Raw genomic sequence first — 20,912 nt, forward strand, 5'->3', positions numbered from 1 at the left:
TCTTTTGTGTTTCATGAAAATTTACGAAAAGGTTTTCGAAAAAGTTTCGTAAAAACCCCATAACCATAATTGATTCATAATCAATGATTTATTAGCATTATTTCATTTAGAATAAAGCTTGACTTGTATTCAAATGGAACCATTTTCCGCAAAAACACCTCCATTTACCCATGGCAATTTCTACATTTGGTTAAACCCAAGCCACTTGTTACATGTATTATTTAGGAATTGATTTAGGAAGTTCTTCCGTCAAGGTTGCCTTAGTGGATAGCTCCAAGGGAAGGAGCGTTGGCGTGGTTCAACAACCCGAAGAAGAGATGTCCATGCATGCTGCCCAAAAGGGATGGGCAGAACAGAAACCTGAGGACTGGTGGTTTCATGTGTGTGAGGGCATTCGTCGCATAAAGAAAAACCATAATGTTTCCAAAAAGGAGATAATAGGCATTGGTATATCGTATCAGATGCATGGCTTGGTAGTGTTGGATAAGGAAGGCGTGCCGCTGAGGAAGTCCATTATTTGGTGCGATAGTAGGGCTGTTGAAATTGGCAACCAAACCTATGAAGCCATTGGAAGGGAAAAGTGTGATACGCATCTGCTGAATTCCCCTGCAAATTTTACCGCTTCCAAATTGCGATGGGTTCAGGACAACGAGAAAGCAATCTATGATAACATCGACAAGTTCATGTTGCCAGGAGATTATTTGGCCTATCGGTTTTCCAACCAGATAAATACAACCATTTCCGGATTGTCCGAAGGTATTTTTTGGGATTTCAAACAAGATGAAATCTCGCACGACATTTTGAATTACCATAACTTTTCCCAAGCCCTTGTCCCAGAAATAGTGGAAACTTTTGGTGTTCAAAGCAAAGTATCTGCAACCGGGGCCGAGGAAAGCGGGCTATTGGAGGGAACTCCTATCATGTACAGAGCCGGTGATCAGCCCAACAATGCCCTGTCCTTAAATGTGTTTCACCCCGGAGAGGTGGCGGCCACAGGTGGCACTTCTGGTGTGGTGTATGCGGTAACGGACAATCTTTCCGTAAAAGAAAGCTCAAGAGTCAACAACTTTGCCCATGTGAATTACAAAAAAGGTGAAGTCCAAAATATAGGCAAACTACTTTGCATCAACGGAGCTGGAATCCAATACCGTTGGTTGCTCAACAACTTGGCGGTTTCATCCTATGAGGAAATGAACAATTTGGCAGCGGGGGTAGAAATAGGTTCAGATGGACTTTGTATTGTTCCTTTTGGCAATGGAGCCGAACGCATGCTGATGAACCAAGATGTGGGAACCCGTATCCTAAACTTAGATCTCAATCGGCACACCAAAGCACATATGTGTCGAGCGGCCTTGGAAGGAATAGCCTTTTCCTTTGTGTATGGAATGGAAATCATGAAATCCGATGGCATTGACCCCAAGGTTATCAAAGCAGGGAACGACAACCTTTTCCGATCGGATATCTTTTCCAATACCATTGCAACATTAATTCAACAAGAAATAGAAATATACAATACCACAGGAGCCATTGGGGCGGCCAGGGCCTGTGCGATTGCAGAACAAGGGTATGATGGTTTTTCGGCCTTTATGCGGAACGATCATGTAATGACCTATATGCCCTTCGAGGATACGGAATCGTATCAAACCGCATATCATAACTGGAAAAAAGAATTGGAACTAATCATTAAAAAATAAGATAAAATGGCACTAATAGGAGACAAAGAATATTTTAAGGGAATTGGAGAGATCAAGTATGAAGGAAAGGAATCGGACAACCCTTTGGCCTTCAAATTTTATAATCCGGAGCATGTAGTTGCAGGAAAAACCATGCGGGAACATTTTAAGTTCGCCATGGCGTATTGGCATACCCTCTGTGGAACGGGCGGCGACCCATTTGGTCCAGGTACCAAACAGTTTCCATGGGCCACAAGTTCAGATGCTGTGCAAGCTGCACAGGAAAAAGCTGATGCCGCATTTGAGTTTATAACCAAAATGGGCTTTGATTACTACTGCTTTCATGATTTTGATTTGGTGGATGAGGCTTCTACTTTGGCTGAATCAGAAAAGAGGATTCAAGCAATTGTGGAGTACTTAAAGCAAAAGCAGGATGCCTCGGGTGCCAAGCTCTTGTGGGGAACTTCTAACTGTTTTTCCAATCCAAGATATATGAACGGTGCAGCCTCCAATCCCAATTTTGATGTGGTGGCCAGGGCAGGTGCCCAAGTAAAGATTGCCTTGGATGCCACCATGGCGTTGGATGGTGAAAATTATGTGTTCTGGGGAGGCAGGGAAGGTTATATGTCCTTGTTGAATACCAATATGAAGTTGGAACAGGATAACATTGGGCGGTTCTTGAACATGGCCAAGGATTATGCACGAAGCCAAGGGTTCAAAGGAACCTTTTTCATTGAGCCTAAGCCTATGGAACCGACCAAACATCAATATGACTTTGACGCCGCAACCTCCATCAACACCATACGGGAATATGGGCTGGAGCACGATTTTAAATTGAACATTGAGGTGAACCACGCTACCTTGGCACAGCATACCTTTCAACACGAGTTGCAAGTGGCGGCCAATGCTGGAATGTTGGGAAGCATAGATGCCAATCGCGGTGATTATCAGAATGGATGGGATACCGACCAATTTCCTAACAACGTCCTGGAAACCACAGAGGCCATGCTGGTCTTCCTAAAATCTGGTGGACTGCAAGGAGGAGGAATTAACTTTGATGCCAAGACCCGAAGAAACTCCACGGATCTGGAAGACATCTTCCTGGCACATATTGGTGGTGCGGACACCTTTGCCAGAGCTTTGTTGTTGGCGGATGAAGTACTACAAAAATCTCCTTATGAATCCTTGTTGGATAAGCGATACAGCTCTTTCCAATCGGGCAAGGGTGCAGATTATGTGGCAGGAAAACTTTCCCTGACGGATCTATATGATTATGCCGGTACCATAGGCGAACCTGAGCAAATCAGCGGCAAGCAGGAATTATATGAAAACATTTTGAACCAATACAGCTAAAAAACCAACTATGGAATCAATATTGGAAACAGCGGACTGGTGGGTCCTTGGAGGATATTTGGCGGCCTTGATCGCAGTGGCCGTTTGGGTCGTACTTCAAAAGAACAAAAACACTGAGGATTACTTTCTGGCTGGTAGAAATGTGGGCTGGTTTGTGATTGGGGCCTCAATTTTTGCATCCAATATTGGTTCTGAACATGTTGTGGGTTTGGCGGGAACAGGAGCTGAATCCGGGATGCCCATGGCTCATTATGAGCTGCATGCATGGATTGTGTTGTTATTGGGTTGGCTTTTCCTTCCGTTCTATTTTAGAAGCCGGGCCTTTACCATGCCTGAGTTTCTCGAAAAGCGGTTTGATAGCCGCTCCCGCTGGTTTTTATCCGTTTTTTCCCTGGTGGGATACGTGATTACCAAGGTGTCGGTAACTATTTATGCCGGGGGAATAGTGGTTTCCGAATTATTGGGAATCCCATTTTGGTACGGAGCCATTGGCATTGTGATTTTTACGGGAGCTTATACCATTATTGGTGGAATGAAGGCCGTAATCTATACGGAAACCTTGCAAACGGTTATTTTGATTGCAGGTTCTTTGATCATCACTTATTTGGGACTTCAACAAGTTGGAGGATGGGAACAACTGCGCGAAGCAGCGGGTAGTCAACATTTTAATATGTGGCGACCAATTTCTGACCCCGATTTTCCCTGGACCGGAATGCTGATTGGGGGAACCATTGTTGGGGTATGGTATTGGTGTACGGATCAATACATTGTTCAACGTACCCTGGCGGCCAACAATATTAAAATTGGGCGACGGGGGGCCATCTTTGGAGCCTATTTGAAGCTACTTCCCATTTTCATTTTCTTGATTCCGGGCATTATAGCCTTTGCTTTGGCACAGCAGGGTGTATTGACCTATGAAAAAAGTGATGAGGTATTTCCGGTACTGGTCAAGACTTTATTACCCGTTGGCCTGAAAGGTTTGGTAGCGGGAGGCCTTATGGCGGCTTTGATGAGTTCACTGGCATCCGTTTTTAACTCTTGCTCTACCATATTCACTATAGATATCTATAAAAAACTAAAACCTCTGACCGAGGAGAAAAAGCTTCTTCGTATTGGGAAAATAGCAACATCCATTGTGGTGATCTTGGGGATTATTTGGATTCCCATTATGGACAAAATAGGAGGAGGTGTTTTATATCAGTATCTTCAAAGTGTACAGTCCTATATAGCGCCACCCATAACAGCGGTTTTCCTATTGGGGATTATTTGGAAAAGGGTGAATTCGCAAGCGGCCATTGTTACCCTGTTCAGTGGGTTGGTCATAGCGGCCTTGCGTATCATGGCAGAAATCTATCAAGCTGACTTATCTGGAGCTTTGCTCACCTTTGCCACCATAAACTTTGCCCACATGGCCATTTTTATGTTCATTTTTTCCGTGGTAGTCTGTATTGCTGTTAGCCTCGGGACCAATCCGCCCAATTATGCAACCATTAGTGGACTATCGTTGGGAACTTTAACAGAGGAGGACAGAAGACTGAACAAGGAAAGTATTTCTACTGTAGACATCGTACTTTCGGTACTTTTGCTCGTTGTGGTGATAAGCGTTTTGTCCTATTTTGTGGGTTAGATGATATAACCCTTGCTTGTTGGGGATTAATTCGATTTTTGAGGATACGGTTTATCATTTTGGAATGAGCCTATGAAAAAAATAACCTTAAAAGATATAGCAGCCCGTTTTGGGGTTTCCGTTTCCACGGTTTCCAAGGCTATTAATGACAGCCATGAAATAAGCAACGACCTTAAACAAAGAATCCAGGAATTTGCCAAGGAACACCATTACAGACCCAACCATGTAGCATTGAGCCTTTTGAAAAAGAGTACCAAGACCATCGGGGTCATTGTTCCCAATATTTTGAATTATTTTTTCACCCAGGTTTTTTACGGTATTGAACAAACGGCCAATGCCCGCGGGTATGGTATCATTAGTTGTATTTCAGATGAATCGTACTTAAAGGAATGTCAGACAGTGGATTTACTAAGTTCCGGAACCGCAGATGGTATCATTATGTCACTTTCTGAAGAAACGCAGGCAAAAGGCAATGTGGAACATCTTCAAGACCTCATTGAAAATCAAATACCCATGGTCATGTTCGATAGGGTTTCAGATGACCTGGATTGTGACAAGATCGTAGTTGACGATTTTGAAGCGGGGTACAAGACAACCCAACATTTACTGAGGACGGGGTGCCAAAAAATAGCCATTATCTCATCCATTTATAATTCCAGTGTTGGGAAGTTGCGGGTGGAAGGTTATAAAAAGGCGCTTCAGGAAAATGGAAAGGACTTCGATGAAAAACGTGTAGTAAAAGTGGGAAGGAACGATGATTTGGAGCTTCTCATTTCCCTGCTCATTGCGGATAAGGAAATTGATGGCATCATAGCCTTGGATGAAATGACCGCGGTGGACACCTTGAATATTCTTAAAATGAAAGGTGTGGATGTGCCCAATCAAATATCCATTGTTGGGTTTACCAATGGACGTTTGTCCAAATACGTTTCCCCTGCCCTTAGTATGGTGAGTCAACATGGTAAATACATAGGTGAATTGGCTGCCAACATCTTAATTGACAGAATTGAATATGAGGGGGAAATGCCATTTACTATAAAGCTTGTGAAGACTACCCTTATTGAGCGGGAGTCCACTAAAAAGCTGGGAGCCGAGTCTAGTACAGTTGGGATGGACCATCCCTGATCATAAAAGGTCTGATCAGGAACTTTGGGATGTGTTTGGGTTAAATAATCATTATAAAGCCCAAATCTATTTGTAAGCTGCCCATTTTTTATTTCCTTCGGGACTAATTTAATTGAGATGACGCTTTTTGTTGATATGGATGAGGTGTTGGCCGACACCTATTTGGCCCATTTGGAATTGTACGAACAGGATTATGGAATAAAACTAACCCCCGAAGATTATCAAGGTAAGGAGGCTTGGGAGAGTGTTCCAAAGGAACATGCCGCATACATGAAAGGCCATGCCTGGGAAAAGGGCTTTTTCAGGGATTTGAAGCTCATCACGGGAAGCCAGGAAGTCATGTCCGAACTGGATAAAAAATACGAGCTCTATATAGCTTCCGCAGCCATGCAATTTCCAGAATCCTTAAAAGAGAAGTCGGATTGGTTGGATGAGTTCTTCCCCTTTATCCCATGGCAACGTAGAATATTGTGCGGACACAAGTACATCCTAAAGGGAGACATACTCATTGATGACAGGGCCTATAATTTGGAAAACTTTGAAGGACGTTCCATAATGTTCAGCTCTCCCCATAATATAAATACCAATGGTTTTGAAAGAGCGAACAATTGGGAGGAAATCGCAGCCAAACTTTTGTAACTTGGGGCATGCAAATGCCTAGACTTTGGTGCAAGCTTCTTGCTATGTGCAGTTTCTTTCTGCTTCAAGCCTGTGCTGCGCAGACACAGATTATTGAGGATAAAGTGGAAACGGTTACTCGGGAAAACCTTAGATACTATCTGTACTATCCCCAAGATTATAAAACCGATGGTGATAAAAGCTTCGGTTTATTGCTGTTTTTACATGGGGGAGGGGAAGCAGGAGGCGATTTGGAGGAAATCAAGGAAAATGGTCCTCCCAAACTTTTGGTTGAGGGCAAACAATTTCCGTTTTTGGTCTTGGCTCCCCAAAATCCACATAAAAGGAAGTGGTGGAATGCTGAAGCTGTTAAACAACTTTTGGATTCCGTAGTGTCCACCAACAATGTGGATGTGAACAAAATCTACCTAACAGGTCTGAGTCGTGGTGGAAGCGCAGCATGGGAATTGGCAACCCAATACCCCAACACCTTTGCCGCCATGGCGGTGGTCTGTGGAATGACCCCATTGCCCTACGCGCATTGGATTGATAAAAACATGCCCATTTGGGTGTTTCATGGCGAAGATGACCAAGTAATTGCCGTGGAGGAATCCGATAAAATGGTGGAAAAGCTGCGCAAGATGAATTACAAGGTGAGATATACCCGATATGGGAACGTTGGACACAATTCCTGGGAACGGGCCTATACCACAGATTCCTTATATACTTGGTTTGCCAATCAAAAACGAATAAGATGAAAAAACTTTTGTTCATAACCCTGGTTTTGCTCACCGCCTGTAAAGAGGTCAAAGAAAAACCAGAAGAAGTTAACGTCACTCAGGAACAAACAGTACAACAGGAAGTAAAGGACACAATAGATCAGGCTCCAAAACGTGTTTTTAAATCTTTTGAGGGGTTGGCAGACACCACCTTTGTAAGATTGGCCGATTTTAGTGATGATTTCGCATATGACATGAGGTATGCCACCGAAAACAACTTTTTAAAGGCCAAAGTGTACGACTGTGCGGAATGCTATACCCGGGTTAAAACAGCAAAAGCCCTGATTGAAGTAAACAAGGAGTTTATTTCCAAAGGGTTTAGAATCAAGTTTTTTGATTGCTACCGTCCCAATAGTGTCCAGTATAAAATGTGGGAAATTGTGCCCAATCCGCAATATGTTGCCGATCCGGTGAAAGGATCTATTCATAATAAAGGAGGTGCGGTGGATATCACACTTGTGGATATGCAAGGCAAAGAACTGGATATGGGAACGGACTTCGATTTTTTTGGGAAACGCGCTTACCACGATAATATGGATTTGCCCCAAAACATCTTAGACAATAGGAAATTGTTAAAGGAAACCATGGAAGCCCATGGTTTTTGGTCCATCCGAACAGAGTGGTGGCACTACAACCTATCTGCGGGTTCAAACGATAAAGTAGCTAACTTTAAATGGGATTGTGATTAAAACCAAAATGAATATGAATAGATACTACCTCTTTCTTGTTTTCATGCTACTGTTCATGCATAGCCTATTTGGGCAAGATACCATTATGAACCTGTGGCCTAAAAGCGTACCCAATCAAATAGACATCGGAGAAAAGGAGGTGGATACTTTGGAAAATATTCGTTGGGTGCGCAATGTGCAACGGCCATCTATAGAAGTGTATCTCCCAAGTGTTCCAAACAATACTAGGAAAGCCATTTTGTTATTTCCCGGTGGAGGCTATCAAGGATTGGCGTACAATTGGGAAGGAGTGGATTTTGCCAAAGCTTTCAATGCGCAAGGAATAGCAGGAATTGTAGTCAAGTATCGTTTACCTAATTCTAAATCCATCGTAAAAAACCGGCACGAAGTGCCGTTACAGGATGCCCAACGGGCCATACGGTTGGTTCGGAGCAAAGCCAAAGAATGGAACATTGACCCAGAGAAAATTGGAATAATGGGTTTTTCGGCCGGAGGGCATTTGGCGTCAAGCTTGGGTGTTCATTATAATGATAAAGTCTATGACAAACAGGATGAGGCCGACGAGCTAGGGGCCAGACCTAATTTTATGGCATTGATTTACCCTGTGATCACAATGGACGATACGTTTACCCATCAGGGGTCTAGAGAAGCATTATTGGGCAATCAAAAATCAGATGCGCTTAAAAGGCGTTTTTCCAACGAGCTGCATGTAAATGCCGATACTCCGCCAACATTTTTATTGCATGCCACGGACGATGAAGCTGTAGTGGTTGAAAACAGTCTTAGGTTTTACAGCTCCCTCAAGAACCATAAGGTACAGGCAACAATGCATATTTATCCTTCAGGCGGACATGGTTTTGCACTGGGGTTGAACCATACTTTATTGAACGGTTGGCTCAATAGATTTTTTGATTGGTTGGCATTTATCGACCCGTAGTATAAGATAAATCCTACAAAAAATAGAAGTTACACAACTTCACAAATTAAGTTGCCAACAATATTTTCTAGGTTTTATAAAAAGAACTTTCATTTGATGTAAGAAAAAACTTATATCAAAACCAGTGAAAAAAAATCACCCTACCAAAAACCATGTGCTACGATGCTTTACGCTTCTATGCACAGCTCTCATCACGCTAAATTTAAGCGCACAAAACTCCGAAATCGTTATTATCGACGAAAACTTCCCGAACAAGAATGGACTTATAGCCTCCTTGCCGGTTGATGTTAAACTAATTGAAGCCAATTCCCAATCCTCTCTGCAGCAAACCCTGGAGACGGCTGTGAAGGCGGGAACGTCCATTCAAAACATTCATCTGTTTTGCAATACCGATAACAGCATAATTACTCTGGGGAATCAGCAGTATTCAACAGATAACATTGTTTCAAATTTGGATAAAATGGCATTTTCGGGACATACACCCAAAAACCTTTTGGTCTACTCCTGTACCCTTGCCAAACATGCCGAAGGGATAGCTCTTTTGGAAGCTATAGCAGATGAAACCAACCTTAATGTAGCTTCTTGTTTTAGTTGCGAAACCATAGATGAGGAACTTGAATTTAATTTTTCTACCTCTCCTACCTTAATCACAAGTTCCCTATTTAAATAAGACCAATCATGACCAATACTAAATTTTTATTGGTCAATCTCGCAGTTTTACTTTGCGGATTGACCTACCAGTCCTTGTTTGCCCAAACGGTAAATATGGAAGTACAACAAGGACCCAATATAGATGTGGTTTTGACGGTGGGAATCACCGGCCAAAACATAGATACTTTTGAAGAAGACCTTGGTGCTGCCTTGGAAAGCAAGGGTATCCCTGCGGACAAACTTTACGTCCAGGGTTTTGAACGCACCACCATTTCTTCCAACTCGGAAGATGCTGCGGACATTTTCAACAATTGGATCAGATGGGGTTATAATCCCGAAACTTGGGAATTTGTTGATGCCGATAAGGTAATCCGCCGGATCAATAACGATTATCTAGCGGGCTTTTATGATCCTGTTTTTGACTCATCCAATTATACCCTGGAAGCAGACATGACCACATCTGGTGGTGATAATGATGACATGGGGATTACCTTCGGAATGGGCAATGGTCCTGTGGGCTCCTATTTGTTTAATCTTTCCGGAGCGGTAAGAACGCTGTCCAATAGCGAATTCATGCCCGGTCATGGCTTTGCCTCCGGGCTTTATGAAATTACTCGGGATGACGGGAATGCCAATCCACGGCATTATCTGCAGGGACTGCAAGGGGCAGAAAGTACAATTTTTGACCCTACATCCAACACCACGTGGTATCATGTTAAGTTGGAAGTGAGTGGTAAGAATGTCAAGATTTGGATAGATGATGTGCAGGTAATCGATTATACCGCTACCGAAGATATTGGAGGGAGCTATGGCTTCTTTTCCAATAGCCAGCCTTATGCAACTTTTAAAAACATTGAGGTCACTAGCCTCACCCTGAAAAAATTCAAGGATGTACTTCGCGAACCCCAATGGAGGAACAGTGCCATGCGCTTCAACGTTAACTTGGATGATCAAGAGGTTGATGATTTTAACAACGATGACGATTTGGCCGAAATTTTAATGCGTACCATCAATGAAGATATCCATTACATCGGTTGGGGCTTGGATGCCAACAAAACCCAGTTTGAACGATTCGTGGAGCAAAACAACGACAAAGGAACTTTTGTGAATCGGGACACAGGGAGTTGGTCCAGTTGGATGGACGATATGGCCCAGTACATTTACGAGCAGTACCTGTTTGAAACGGTAACTGCAGGGGACTACTTCATAGCTGGCACTTCTGTTGAGATTGCCGTGGATCCCACAGAAATGAAAACCAATACGGCCAATGCCAGTTATCCCAGCGGTCGCTGGAAAATTACCCATGATGAAACTTTTTTCCCCAACAACGAGGGGAGAGTTTCTTGGAACGATTTGTATTTGGAAGATGTTCCAGAGTTTTATGAAAAACCAGGTAAATACTCTTTCACCTTTGAAGATTTACCTACTTCACCTACCACTTTGTTCTTCCATAGAAAACCGATAGCGAGCTTTACCTATAGTTCGGCCACCGGTGTTTTTAATGATACATCCTATGATCTGGATGGCGGTGCCAACAATGGTATAGCCCAGACCGAATGGAAATGGAAATCTGTAGATGCTGCAACGGCCAATGATTGGACCATTGGAGTATTTGACAAGAATTCAGTTCCGGATGGAGAGTATTTGGTAATGCTTTCGGTACAGGATCACCAAGGAGTTTGGAGTAGCCCTACAAGTGCCTACATTTTAGTGGACAGTAGCAGTTCTTCAGGCAGTGAAGATCTCCCGGTTGCGCAATTCAACATTCAACCGGATGAGCTTTTCACCTATTCAGGATCCATGACCATTGGTATTGAGAACAATTCCATTGATCCCTATGGAAGGAATTTATCAACTGAAGAATGGATTGTAACTCAGCGGGTTTATGACGAAGAGGGTAACCCAACAGATACAGAAATCCATAATACCACAACTGAAATGACGGACTTTTCCGCCTATAACAATTTAAGCGCAGAATACATTATCAGCTTAAGGGTACAAACAGATACTGGAGTATGGTCCGAGCCTTTTTACCGTACATTGACCATTACCCACGATACCACAAACCCCACTTTGGAGGCAAATCCCGAAAATGGAACAATGGATACTGGGGTGGATGTTTTGTTGACTTTTCAGGATGAGAATGCGGGAAGTGGTTTTGATGTGCAGCGCTATGTGTTGCTTCAGGATTCAAATCCTCCAGCGTCAGATGCTTCCAGTTGGTCATCTTGGAGCAACAGTCAATCCAAAAATGTTTCCTTCCAATCAGGAGGAAGCGGCTGGTATATCCATGCAGAAGCCAAAGATAATGCTGGCAATACTGGAACCGCTTCTTTTGGTCCCTATGACATTACCTTGGTGGTTGGAGCAGATGACGACCTTGCCGTGTTGGACGAAGATTCCGTATCGGATCCTATAGATGTATTATACAATGATGTTTACGATACCGGAAACACGCCTACTGTCACGATTACCGTACAAGGTTCCAAAGGAACCGCTACGGTCAATGGAAGTAATCAAGTGATTTACACACCGAACCCAAATGAGAACGGTAGCGACTCGGTCACTTATGAACTGGATGATGCAGGAACCAAGGTAACGGCAAAAATTACTTTGTCCATAGTTCCTGTGGATGATTTGCCGGTTTTCACCGCTCCAACTGCTGCTTACAATGTTTCTTCAGCAGTTTATTCCGGGAATTCTACCAACGTATCTTCCCAGCTCAGCAGTCCTTACGGTATTACCTTTAACAACGACGGGACCAAGATGTTTGTGAGCGGTATTTTTTCAAGTGAAATTGCCGAGTACACATTGTCTACCCCATATGATGTTTCTACAGCCAATTACGTTGATTCATTGACGGGAATGTCTGGAAGAACCACGGGAATTAATTTTAACAACGATGGTACTAAAATTTACTATGCGAGTGCCAATTCGGGCAACAACATAACGGAATATTCTCTTTCAACTCCTTATGATATATCCACCGCAACCTTTTCCCAAGCCTATAGTGTATCTGAGGGACCATCTTACGATGATGTCACCTTTAATGGGACTGGAAGCAAGATGTATTTATTGGCCTACAGTACCGATTACATCTATGAATATACCTTAAGTACACCATTTGATATATCAACCGCGGTCTATACCAACAATTCCTATGAGATTACAGAAGATGGCAGTCCTATGGAGCTTGATTTTAATGGAGATGGTAGTCGGTTGTTCGTTATTACCATTGGGGGAGAACTTTTGGCCTATGATTTGTCCGTCCCATATGACCTATCTAGCATAAGTTATTCAGGACTGGCCTTTGATACCGATGATCAGGAAGGGAATCCCTATGGTTTGGCCTTTAATTCAAACGGCTCAAAATTCTATACCGTCGGATTCACAAAAAGAGTTCATGAATATCATCTACTGCCCATTCTGGAGTTTGAAGAAAATGGTACAGGAACGGTTGCCAATGCCGATGCCAATGATGGAGATGGGGGTGCAAATGATGTTGGCATAAACTATGCCTTGGCTGTTGGTGGGGACAACGACCTGTTCGCAATCGATGGTTCAACAGGGGAGCTTACTTTTTTGACTCCACCAGATTTTGAAGACCCGGATGATGCCGATGGAGATAATGAATATCAAATCACGATCAGGGCTACAGATACAGGCGCCACAATTAACCAGGCCGTGACGGTAAAAGTCACGGATGTAGACGACGCGCCGCCGGCAGGGTATACCGTGTCAATAGATCAAAGTGATATTGATGCCACCAATGAAGATGCTATAAGTTTCACTTTTGCCAACGCTGAAATTGGAGCCACTTTTAATTATACTTTCAGTAGTGATGGAGGAGGTACCAATGTGACTGGTACTGGCACGATAGTTACCGCCACAGATCAGATTGCAGGAATCGATTTAAGTGGACTTGGAGATGGTACGATTACCCTATCCGTTACCCTAACGGATACGAACAGTAATGAAGGAGATCCAGCAACGGATACCAAAACCAAGGAGACTGATGTGGATAATGACGGAATAAAGGATACAGACGATAATTGTTTGAACACAGCCAATGCCGATCAATTGGATACGAACAACGATGGAGAAGGTGATGCTTGTGATGATGACGATGATGGAGATGGTACATTGGACGGCGACGATGCCTTCCCACTGGACCCGACCGAGGATACGGATTCTGATGGTGATGGTACAGGTGACAATGCCGATACCGATGACGATAATGACGGCACAGAGGATGGCGACGATGCCTTTCCTTTTGACCCGACAGAGGATACCGATACGGACGGTGATGGTACGGGTGACAATGCGGACACCGATGACGACAACGACGGTACATTGGACGGCGACGATGCCTTCCCACTGGACCCGACAGAGGATACGGATTCTGATGGTGATGGTACGGGCGACAATGCCGATACCGATGACGATAACGACGGCACAGAGGATGGTGATGACGCCTTTCCTTTTGACCCGACAGAGGATACCGACACTGACGGTGATGGTACGGGTGACAATGCGGACACCGATGACGACAACGACGGTACATTGGACGGCGACGATGCCTTCCCACTGGATCCTGCCGAGGATACGGATTCTGATGGTGATGGTACGGGTGACAATGCCGATACCGATGACGATAATGACGGCACAGAGGATGGCGACGATGCCTTTCCTTTTGATCCAACAGAGGATACCGACACGGACGGCGATGGTACGGGAGACAATGCCGACACTGATGACGACAACGATGGGGTTCCAGATACAGAGGACGATCAGCCATTGGATGGAACTGATACCGATGGAGATGGTATTCCCGACTCGATGGACCCAGACGATGACAATGATGGCACGGACGATATAGATGATGTATTTCCGTTGGACCCTGATGAGGATACCGACACCGATTGGGACGGAATTGGAAACAACGCTGACAATGACGACGACGACGATGGAACTCCAGATGTGAGCGATGCCTTTCCATTAGATCCCACAGAAGACTCGGATGCGGACAATGATGGCATTGGAGATAATACAGACGATGATGATGATAATGACGGGGTTCCAGATGGAGATGATGATTTTCCCAACAATTCCGAGCCTTTGATTACCCCAGCGCAGGCATTTACCCCAAACGGTGACGGAATGAACGAAGCTTGGGTTATACCCGGAATAGACAATTACCCAAATAACACCGTAAAAGTGTTTAACCGATGGGGACATGTGGTATTTGCCACAAAAAGTTATAAGAACAACTGGGAAGGTTTCTATAAAGACCATAGGGAAAAACTTCCTTCCGGTTCCTATATGTATGTGATTGACCTTGGAGATGGATCGGCACCCGTGCAAGGTTGGATTTATATCAACTATTAAAAAAAATAAAAACAATGAAGAATTTAATATTGGTTCTAACGCTGATCTTGGCCTTGTGCCCAATGTCAATCAATGCACAGCAAGATCCCCATTATACCTTTTATAGATACAATATGAACCTTATAAACCCTGCCTATGCGGGATCCTCAGAAGGTGCAGAATTGACCCTCGGACTAAGGAGTCAATGGGCCGGAGTGGAAGGTGCTCCTGAAAGTCAAAGTGCGCTTTTCTCCATGCCAGTTGGATCCAATGTGGGTCTTGGAGTGTCCATATTGAACGATCAAACCTTTATTGAAAACCAGACATGGGTTGGTGTTGATTTTTCATACGAGTTAAAGTTGAATAACAAATACACGCTCTTTTTCGGACTAAAGGCCAGTGGAAACTCCTATAGTGCCAACACCGCTGGTTTGATAACCTATAGCATGGGCCAGGATGGTACGCTCATGGATTTTGAGAACCGATTCACTCCCAATGTAGGTGCCGGGGTCTATCTAAAACATGAACGTTTCTTTATCTCGTTGTCAGCACCAAAACTCATGACTCCCGATCGTTTGGAGGAACGGGATGGAAGTGCCTATTTGAGCACGGACAAAAGACATGTATATCTGGCTGGAGGGTATGATTTTGCCCTAGGTAAAAACTTAAAGTTACAAACCAGCAGCATGCTTCGTTATGTAGAGGCTTCTCCCATATCTTGGGACCTTACGTCCATTTTGGATTTTGGCCAACGGTTCAAGTTTGGAACTTCATACCGATTGAACGAAGCCTTGAGCGGAATGTTCATGTTTGATGTAAGTTCTGGGTTTCACATAGGCTACGCCTATGAAGCAGCCTTGGAAAACGCTATCAACGATGTGGACAACAGCTCCCACGAACTTTTTATGCGATTGACTATGTAGATTCGTCTCGATTTTAGTTTTAGTACATAGGAAGTGCAGCTTTGATTTTCAGGATCAGCTGCACTTTTTTGCCACTATGACCCTAAGTTCGTCATTTATGTCAGTAGTGAAAAAAAGAAAAGTTTCCCCTCCATCTTTGATCTTATGTTTTTTGCGTATTTCGGCCACGGATAGGGGAAAGTTTCGGGTACTTACGTTGGCTTTGGAGTTTGACACAGATTTCATGCCTTTTTTGGAATATGGTAGCACTTCCTCTATTTTAAAAGTCCTGCCTGGAAAACTCAAAAGTTTTTCTGAAGTGTAAAGATGTGAATGCTGATGCAGTTTCAGAGCCCCAATGGATTTACCTATAGATTTGAATCCACCCGATTTTAATATGGCCACATTGGGTTCATAAAGATAGTTTGCGGGTTTCCCTAATTGGACGCTTGTCCTTTGCTCGTCATGAAGGTTGAAATTGAAACCTATTTGTTGGTCTTTAAACAGGTTGACCGTTTTTATCTCAACTTCTCCAGTATATCCGTGTTCCAAAACGTATAGCAGTTCCTTTACCTCATTTTGGACCGCAACCACGTGGATTTCTTTTACGAATTTAAGTTCTTGGATGCTCTGTTTTATATCCAGAAGGGGGGAGGTCTTGATTAAGATACGGGATGCTTTTTCAAAAACTGATGGAAGATGTTTTGGTAAGTTGGGCAAACAATCCTCAAGTAAAAACACCTTTCCTTTTTTATCATTCCTTCTTGAGGGATCTACAAAAATCCAATCAAATTTTTCATTGGTGCTTTTCAGAAATTCCAATCCATCACCTGGAATACAGATGACGTTTTTTCTATCCAAAACCTTAAAATTATGTGCCGCAATTTGGCTCAAATCTGAGTCCATTTCACAATGCAAAACAGATTCAAAATGGGATGAAAAAAAGTAGCTGTCCACACCAAACCCTCCAGTTAGATCTAACAACTTTTCTCCCTGGATCAAGCTTGCTTTGTAGCCTGCGGTTTGCTCCGAACTAGTTTGTTCAATATGTAGTTTGGGAGGGTAGAAAATGTTTGGTGTTTGGAACCAGGTTGGTAGTTTTTCCCTGCACTTTTTCTTGGCTTCCAGCTGAATTGCGAGCTCTTTTTGTGTAATGCCCTCAAAAAGCGGTTTCTGAAGCAAAACTGACAGGATGTCAGTACTCCAATTATTTTCTATAAAACTTTGAACACCAGTATTTAATATCAATTTATTCAAACTGACACTATAAGTCTTTTGTAAGCTTTTTCACCACCTCGTTTTCCGCTAAAAACTCCTTCAAAATCACCTTAATTGCCGTATATCCCGGTACGGCAACTACCATTCCAACCACTCCAAAAAGCAAGCCGGCAATGATGATCACCAAGAAGATTTCCAAGGGATGGGACTTCACGCTTGTGGAAAAAATAAAGGGTTGGGAAAAGAAATTATCGATCAATTGCCCGATCACCAAACCAATCAAAACGTACATAGCTTTGGGAAGAATTACAGTACTGAAATCTGCACCCAAAAAACTGGTCATGGTCAGGGTGAGCATGATGGCCCCACCAATGATTGGACCTATGTAAGGAATGATGTTAAAAAGGGCACATAGGAATGCAATCACGATGGCATTTTCCACACCCACAATTAAAAGGGCTATGGTATAAATTACAAAAAGTATGAACAATTGTAACAAGATTCCCGCGAAGTATCGGGACAACAAATTGTTGATTTTGTCAACAGACTTCACCAAGTTGTTTTCCTTGTCATCGGGAACAAAAGTGAGCATCCCATTTTGAAAAAGTTTGCTGTCCTTCAAAAAGAAGAAGGAGATGAAAAGCACTGAGAAAAGACCAATACTGAAATTGCTCAGGGCATTCATGAAGGAGTTAAGAAAGTTGGGAATAAATCCAAGATTCAATCCTTCCAGAACATTCTTCTCCAAATCGGAGTCTTCTATCAAATGGCTTACACTGTCGGTAGTTGCCCCGAAATATTCCAAAATCTGAAGGTATAGGGTATTGACGTCAGCTTTTAATGATTCTATATCTAAAAGGGAAAGGTTTCTACTTTGCTCGTTGATCAATGGGATGAACAAAGCCAGAATTCCCAAAAAAATGGCCAACATAAATATCATGGTTGCAATTACAGCCAGGGTATTCGGGAATTTTAGTTTTCTTCTGAGGAACAGAACAATGGGTCTTCCCAACAAGGCAATAACTGCGGCTATGGCCAAGTACGCCAGAACAGATTGGATCTTATACAGCAAATAGCCAATAAGCACTACACCTACGATGATGGCTACCGCCCTTAAAATTCCGTTGGCAATGGTTTTGGATCTCATGGTTTAACTTTTAAATGCGTATTCCACAATATTGGCTCCCATTTGCAGGGCTTTCAATCTAACTTCTTCTGGATCATTATGCACAGAGGGATCTTCCCATCCATCTCCTAAATCACTTTCAAAAGTAAATAGCAGGATCAATCGACCCTGGTCAAAGATTCCCAACGCCTGTGGTCTTTTGCCATCGTGCTCATGAATCTTGGGCAAGCCATTGGGAAATTTGTATTGTTGATTGAAAATGGGATGGTCCGCTCCCAATTCCTCCAATTGTTTTTCTGGAAAGACTTTTTCCAATTGACCTACCAAATAGGGTTCCATGCCATAATTGTCATCCACATGAAGGAAACCTCCCGAAAGCAGATAGGTTCTTAGGTTTAACGCTTCTTCCTCGGTAAAAAATACATTTCCGTGACCGGTCATGTGCAAATACGGGTATCTAAATATGGATATGCTACCCGCCTCAGCGGTCTGCGGTTTTGGATTGATTTTGGTTCCGATATTGGCATTGCAAAATGCGATAAGATTGGGAAGTGCGGTGGGGTTGGAGTACCAATCCCCTCCACCTCCATATTTGAGTACGGCTACGTCTTGCCCATGACCTATGGTCATCACAAAAAAAGTTAAAAAGAGCAAGTGCTTCGTAAGTAGTTTCATGAACCTCCGATTAACCAATGAATCAAATGTACAGTATTCATGATTAAAAAAATCATAATTTCTTCCATGGCCCTTTTTGGTATGTCCTTGGCCACCTTATACAAGGCAGGTAGCATAGAAGGTTTGTCCAGTCCACTGGTGGAGGTTGAAATCATGGCCAATGAGCCCATTGTGGTCTTGGAACTCTTTACCTCCCAAGGTTGTTCCAGTTGTCCTCCTGCTGATCGGCTTTTGGACAAGGTGAAAAACCAATTCCCTGATGAGGTTTTTGCGCTTTCGTATCATGTGGACTATTGGAATTACATTGGTTGGAAAGACCCTTTTAGTAAATCGGGATACAGCAAAAAACAGGGAGCATATAATGTAAAGTTCAAAAACCGCAGCAACTATACTCCACAGCTTGTGGTTAATGGAAAGGAGCACTTTGTGGGATCTAATTCCTCAAAATTATATGCCAGTATAAACACCTATAGTGCAGAAAAACCAAGAAATACAATTCAACTTAACAATATTCAGCATACGTCTTCCGAAGTAAAATTTGATTATACTTTATCTGGGAATTTGAAAGGGAGACAAATTAGAGTCGTTTTGGTCTTGGATGAGCGCATCACCCAAGTCAAAAGGGGAGAAAACCGAAACCGGTCACTCAAGAACAGTAATATTGTGGTTGCCGAAAAGTACATCATTTCACCTGAGAGAAATGGGCGCGCTTACCTACCCATCCCAAGTTTGGTTTCGCCAACCGATAAGATTACAGTGATGGCCTTGGTGGAAACTGATAATTTAGATATTGTTGGGGCGACCAAAAAGGCCTTGCACTAGCTGTTGATCATAACAACGGTGGTGCAGGCGACAATGGCCGCTGTCTCCGTTCGTAACCTATTGTTCCCCAGAGAAACTGGAACAAAACCTTTTTCCTTTGCCAATTGAATTTCGGATGTTGAAAAATCCCCTTCGGGACCAATTAGAATGGTCACATCTTTATCTGCAGCTGCCCTTCTCTTCAACTCCATTTTTTCACCATTCTCACAATGGGCAATAAATTTTAAACCCTCCACTTGTTGCTCCATAAACTGTTTGTATGAAGTAGCAGGGTTTAGTTTTGGTAAAAAAGTCTGCAAAGACTGTTTCATAGCCGATTGCAGCACCCGCTCCATCCGTTCTTGTTTAATGACCTTGCGCTCGGACCGTTCGCAAATGATTGGAGTAATCTCGTCCACCCCAATTTCTGTGGCTTTTTCCAAAAACCATTCATAGCGATCGTTCATTTTAGTTGGGGCCACGACCAAATGCAAATGATAGCGCTTGGGAATGCTCTTCTTTTCCGATACGATCTGCGCTTTGCACTTTCTGGGATCTGCAATCAAGATTTCAGCCTCGAACAAATAACCCATCCCATTGGTGATATAAAGAATATCTCCCTCTTTCTTCCGAAGTACTTTGGCGATGTGCTTGCTCTCTTCTGAGTTAAAAGAGAATTGTTTAAAACTATTGTCCAACGAAGGATTGTAGAAGAGCTGCATAAATTACAATTTACTTTTGGCGTGTTCCAATCCCAATTCGATCCAACCTTGAAGTTGTTCCTCTGTCCTGAACCCTTCTGGGGACACAAAGATAAATTCCTTCATGGGTTTACCCGTAAAGTCCATGGGTCTTACAAAATCTTGCTGCAATACCGCCTCCATTTTTTCGGAGATTACCCTGACCATCAAATCATCCTTAACAGGCCCAACGGTCATTTTTCCCTCATATAAAAATGCAATACCGCCAAACATTTTCTTTTCGGTAAAGGGTTCTGGAAACAATTTTACTGCTGCTCTGATCCGCTCAGCAAGTTCTTCATTATAAGCCATGGGTTAAAGTTACAAGTTGCGAATAGAAAGTTAAGGGTTAAAAGTTAAGCGTTAAAGGTTAATGGTTAAATGTTGAATTGTTTTCCCATTCCCATTAAAAATTTAAAATTGAACATTGTTCAATCCCAAGTTCAAGCTCAAACACAAAAATTCTGACTTCTCATTTCTGATATCCTGTTTTTAGAATCTGACATCTAGCATCCCGCATCTGGCATTCAACATTGTCCATTTCCAAACTCAAGTTCAAATCTCAACATCCAGCATCCAGCATCCAACATCCTAAATTGAACATTGATTATTGCCAATTGCCAATTGCCAA

General features: G+C 43.0%; 17 protein-coding genes. 12 read left to right on the plus strand and 5 right to left on the minus strand.

Features of this window, described 5'->3' with window-relative positions:
• Positions 1 to 212: 212 nt before the first annotated feature.
• The 11 genes from ACO6S0_RS06540 to ACO6S0_RS06590 all read left to right on the plus strand — a co-directional run bounded on the left by ACO6S0_RS06540 (position 213) and on the right by ACO6S0_RS06590 (position 15,742).
• Complete coding sequence (locus ACO6S0_RS06540) at positions 213 to 1,694, plus strand: xylulokinase (RefSeq protein ID WP_422351196.1); 1,482 nt, start codon at positions 213 to 215, stop codon at positions 1,692 to 1,694.
• Positions 1,695 to 1,700: 6 nt separating this feature from the next.
• Complete coding sequence (xylA, locus tag ACO6S0_RS06545) at positions 1,701 to 3,026, plus strand: xylose isomerase (protein ID WP_422351197.1); 1,326 nt, start codon at positions 1,701 to 1,703, stop codon at positions 3,024 to 3,026.
• Positions 3,027 to 3,036: 10 nt separating this feature from the next.
• Entirely contained in the window at positions 3,037 to 4,653 is a 1,617-nt protein-coding gene (locus tag ACO6S0_RS06550) for a sodium:solute symporter (protein ID WP_422351198.1), read from the plus strand.
• A 72-nt stretch (positions 4,654 to 4,725) separates the two neighbouring features.
• Complete coding sequence (locus tag ACO6S0_RS06555; RefSeq protein ID WP_422351199.1) at positions 4,726 to 5,778, plus strand: LacI family DNA-binding transcriptional regulator; 1,053 nt, start codon at positions 4,726 to 4,728, stop codon at positions 5,776 to 5,778.
• Positions 5,779 to 5,895: 117 nt separating this feature from the next.
• Complete coding sequence (locus ACO6S0_RS06560) at positions 5,896 to 6,417, plus strand: 5' nucleotidase, NT5C type (protein ID WP_422351200.1); 522 nt, start codon at positions 5,896 to 5,898, stop codon at positions 6,415 to 6,417.
• Positions 6,418 to 6,461: 44 nt separating this feature from the next.
• Positions 6,462 to 7,154, plus strand: coding sequence for a dienelactone hydrolase family protein (locus tag ACO6S0_RS06565; RefSeq protein ID WP_422351201.1), 693 nt, complete (start codon positions 6,462 to 6,464; stop codon positions 7,152 to 7,154).
• Positions 7,151 to 7,864 (plus strand): M15 family metallopeptidase, encoded by a 714-nt coding sequence (locus tag ACO6S0_RS06570; RefSeq protein ID WP_422351202.1) that lies wholly within the window; start codon positions 7,151 to 7,153, stop codon positions 7,862 to 7,864. Before ACO6S0_RS06565 ends, ACO6S0_RS06570 begins: the two co-directional genes overlap by 4 nt.
• A 13-nt stretch (positions 7,865 to 7,877) precedes the next feature.
• Positions 7,878 to 8,801 (plus strand): alpha/beta hydrolase, encoded by a 924-nt coding sequence (locus ACO6S0_RS06575; protein ID WP_422351203.1) that lies wholly within the window; start codon positions 7,878 to 7,880, stop codon positions 8,799 to 8,801.
• Between the two features lie 124 nt (positions 8,802 to 8,925).
• Positions 8,926 to 9,471 carry a DUF4347 domain-containing protein gene (locus ACO6S0_RS06580; RefSeq protein ID WP_422351204.1) on the plus strand — a complete coding sequence of 182 codons (546 nt, stop codon included), beginning with the start codon at positions 8,926 to 8,928 and terminating at the stop codon, positions 9,469 to 9,471.
• Between the two features lie 8 nt (positions 9,472 to 9,479).
• Entirely contained in the window at positions 9,480 to 14,840 is a 5,361-nt protein-coding gene (locus ACO6S0_RS06585; protein WP_422351205.1) for a gliding motility-associated C-terminal domain-containing protein, read from the plus strand.
• Between the two features lie 14 nt (positions 14,841 to 14,854).
• A complete protein-coding gene (locus ACO6S0_RS06590) occupies positions 14,855 to 15,742 on the plus strand; it encodes a type IX secretion system membrane protein PorP/SprF (protein WP_422351206.1) in 888 nt (295 codons plus the stop codon).
• Positions 15,743 to 15,796: 54 nt separating this feature from the next.
• Here ACO6S0_RS06590 and ACO6S0_RS06595 read toward each other — a convergent pair whose 3' ends face one another.
• The 3 genes from ACO6S0_RS06595 to ACO6S0_RS06605 form a co-directional block, all read right to left on the minus strand.
• The gene (locus ACO6S0_RS06595; RefSeq protein WP_422351207.1) at positions 15,797 to 16,903 is read right to left on the minus strand and encodes a class I SAM-dependent methyltransferase; all 1,107 of its coding nucleotides are present in this window, start codon (positions 16,901 to 16,903) and stop codon (positions 15,797 to 15,799) included.
• An 82-nt stretch (positions 16,904 to 16,985) separates the two neighbouring features.
• Positions 16,986 to 18,086, minus strand: a complete 1,101-nt coding sequence (locus ACO6S0_RS06600) for an AI-2E family transporter (protein WP_422351208.1) — start codon at positions 18,084 to 18,086, stop codon at positions 16,986 to 16,988.
• A 3-nt stretch (positions 18,087 to 18,089) separates the two neighbouring features.
• A complete protein-coding gene (locus ACO6S0_RS06605; RefSeq protein WP_422351209.1) occupies positions 18,090 to 18,740 on the minus strand; it encodes a DUF4159 domain-containing protein in 651 nt (216 codons plus the stop codon).
• 39 nt (positions 18,741 to 18,779) lie between these two features.
• Between ACO6S0_RS06605 and ACO6S0_RS06610 the strand changes: the two genes are divergently transcribed.
• A complete protein-coding gene (locus ACO6S0_RS06610) occupies positions 18,780 to 19,562 on the plus strand; it encodes a DUF1223 domain-containing protein (protein ID WP_422351210.1) in 783 nt (260 codons plus the stop codon).
• Here ACO6S0_RS06610 and ACO6S0_RS06615 read toward each other — a convergent pair.
• The gene (locus ACO6S0_RS06615) at positions 19,559 to 20,263 is read right to left on the minus strand and encodes a 16S rRNA (uracil(1498)-N(3))-methyltransferase (RefSeq protein WP_422351211.1); all 705 of its coding nucleotides are present in this window, start codon (positions 20,261 to 20,263) and stop codon (positions 19,559 to 19,561) included. The genes ACO6S0_RS06610 and ACO6S0_RS06615 overlap by 4 nt on opposite strands.
• Before the next feature lie 3 nt (positions 20,264 to 20,266).
• Positions 20,267 to 20,593 carry a TfoX/Sxy family protein gene (locus ACO6S0_RS06620; protein ID WP_422351212.1) on the minus strand — a complete coding sequence of 109 codons (327 nt, stop codon included), beginning with the start codon at positions 20,591 to 20,593 and terminating at the stop codon, positions 20,267 to 20,269.
• Between the last annotated feature and the right edge of the window lie 319 nt (positions 20,594 to 20,912).

Origin of the sequence: Flagellimonas sp., assembly GCF_965233845.1 — a bacterium.
Classification (GTDB): domain Bacteria; phylum Bacteroidota; class Bacteroidia; order Flavobacteriales; family Flavobacteriaceae; genus Flagellimonas.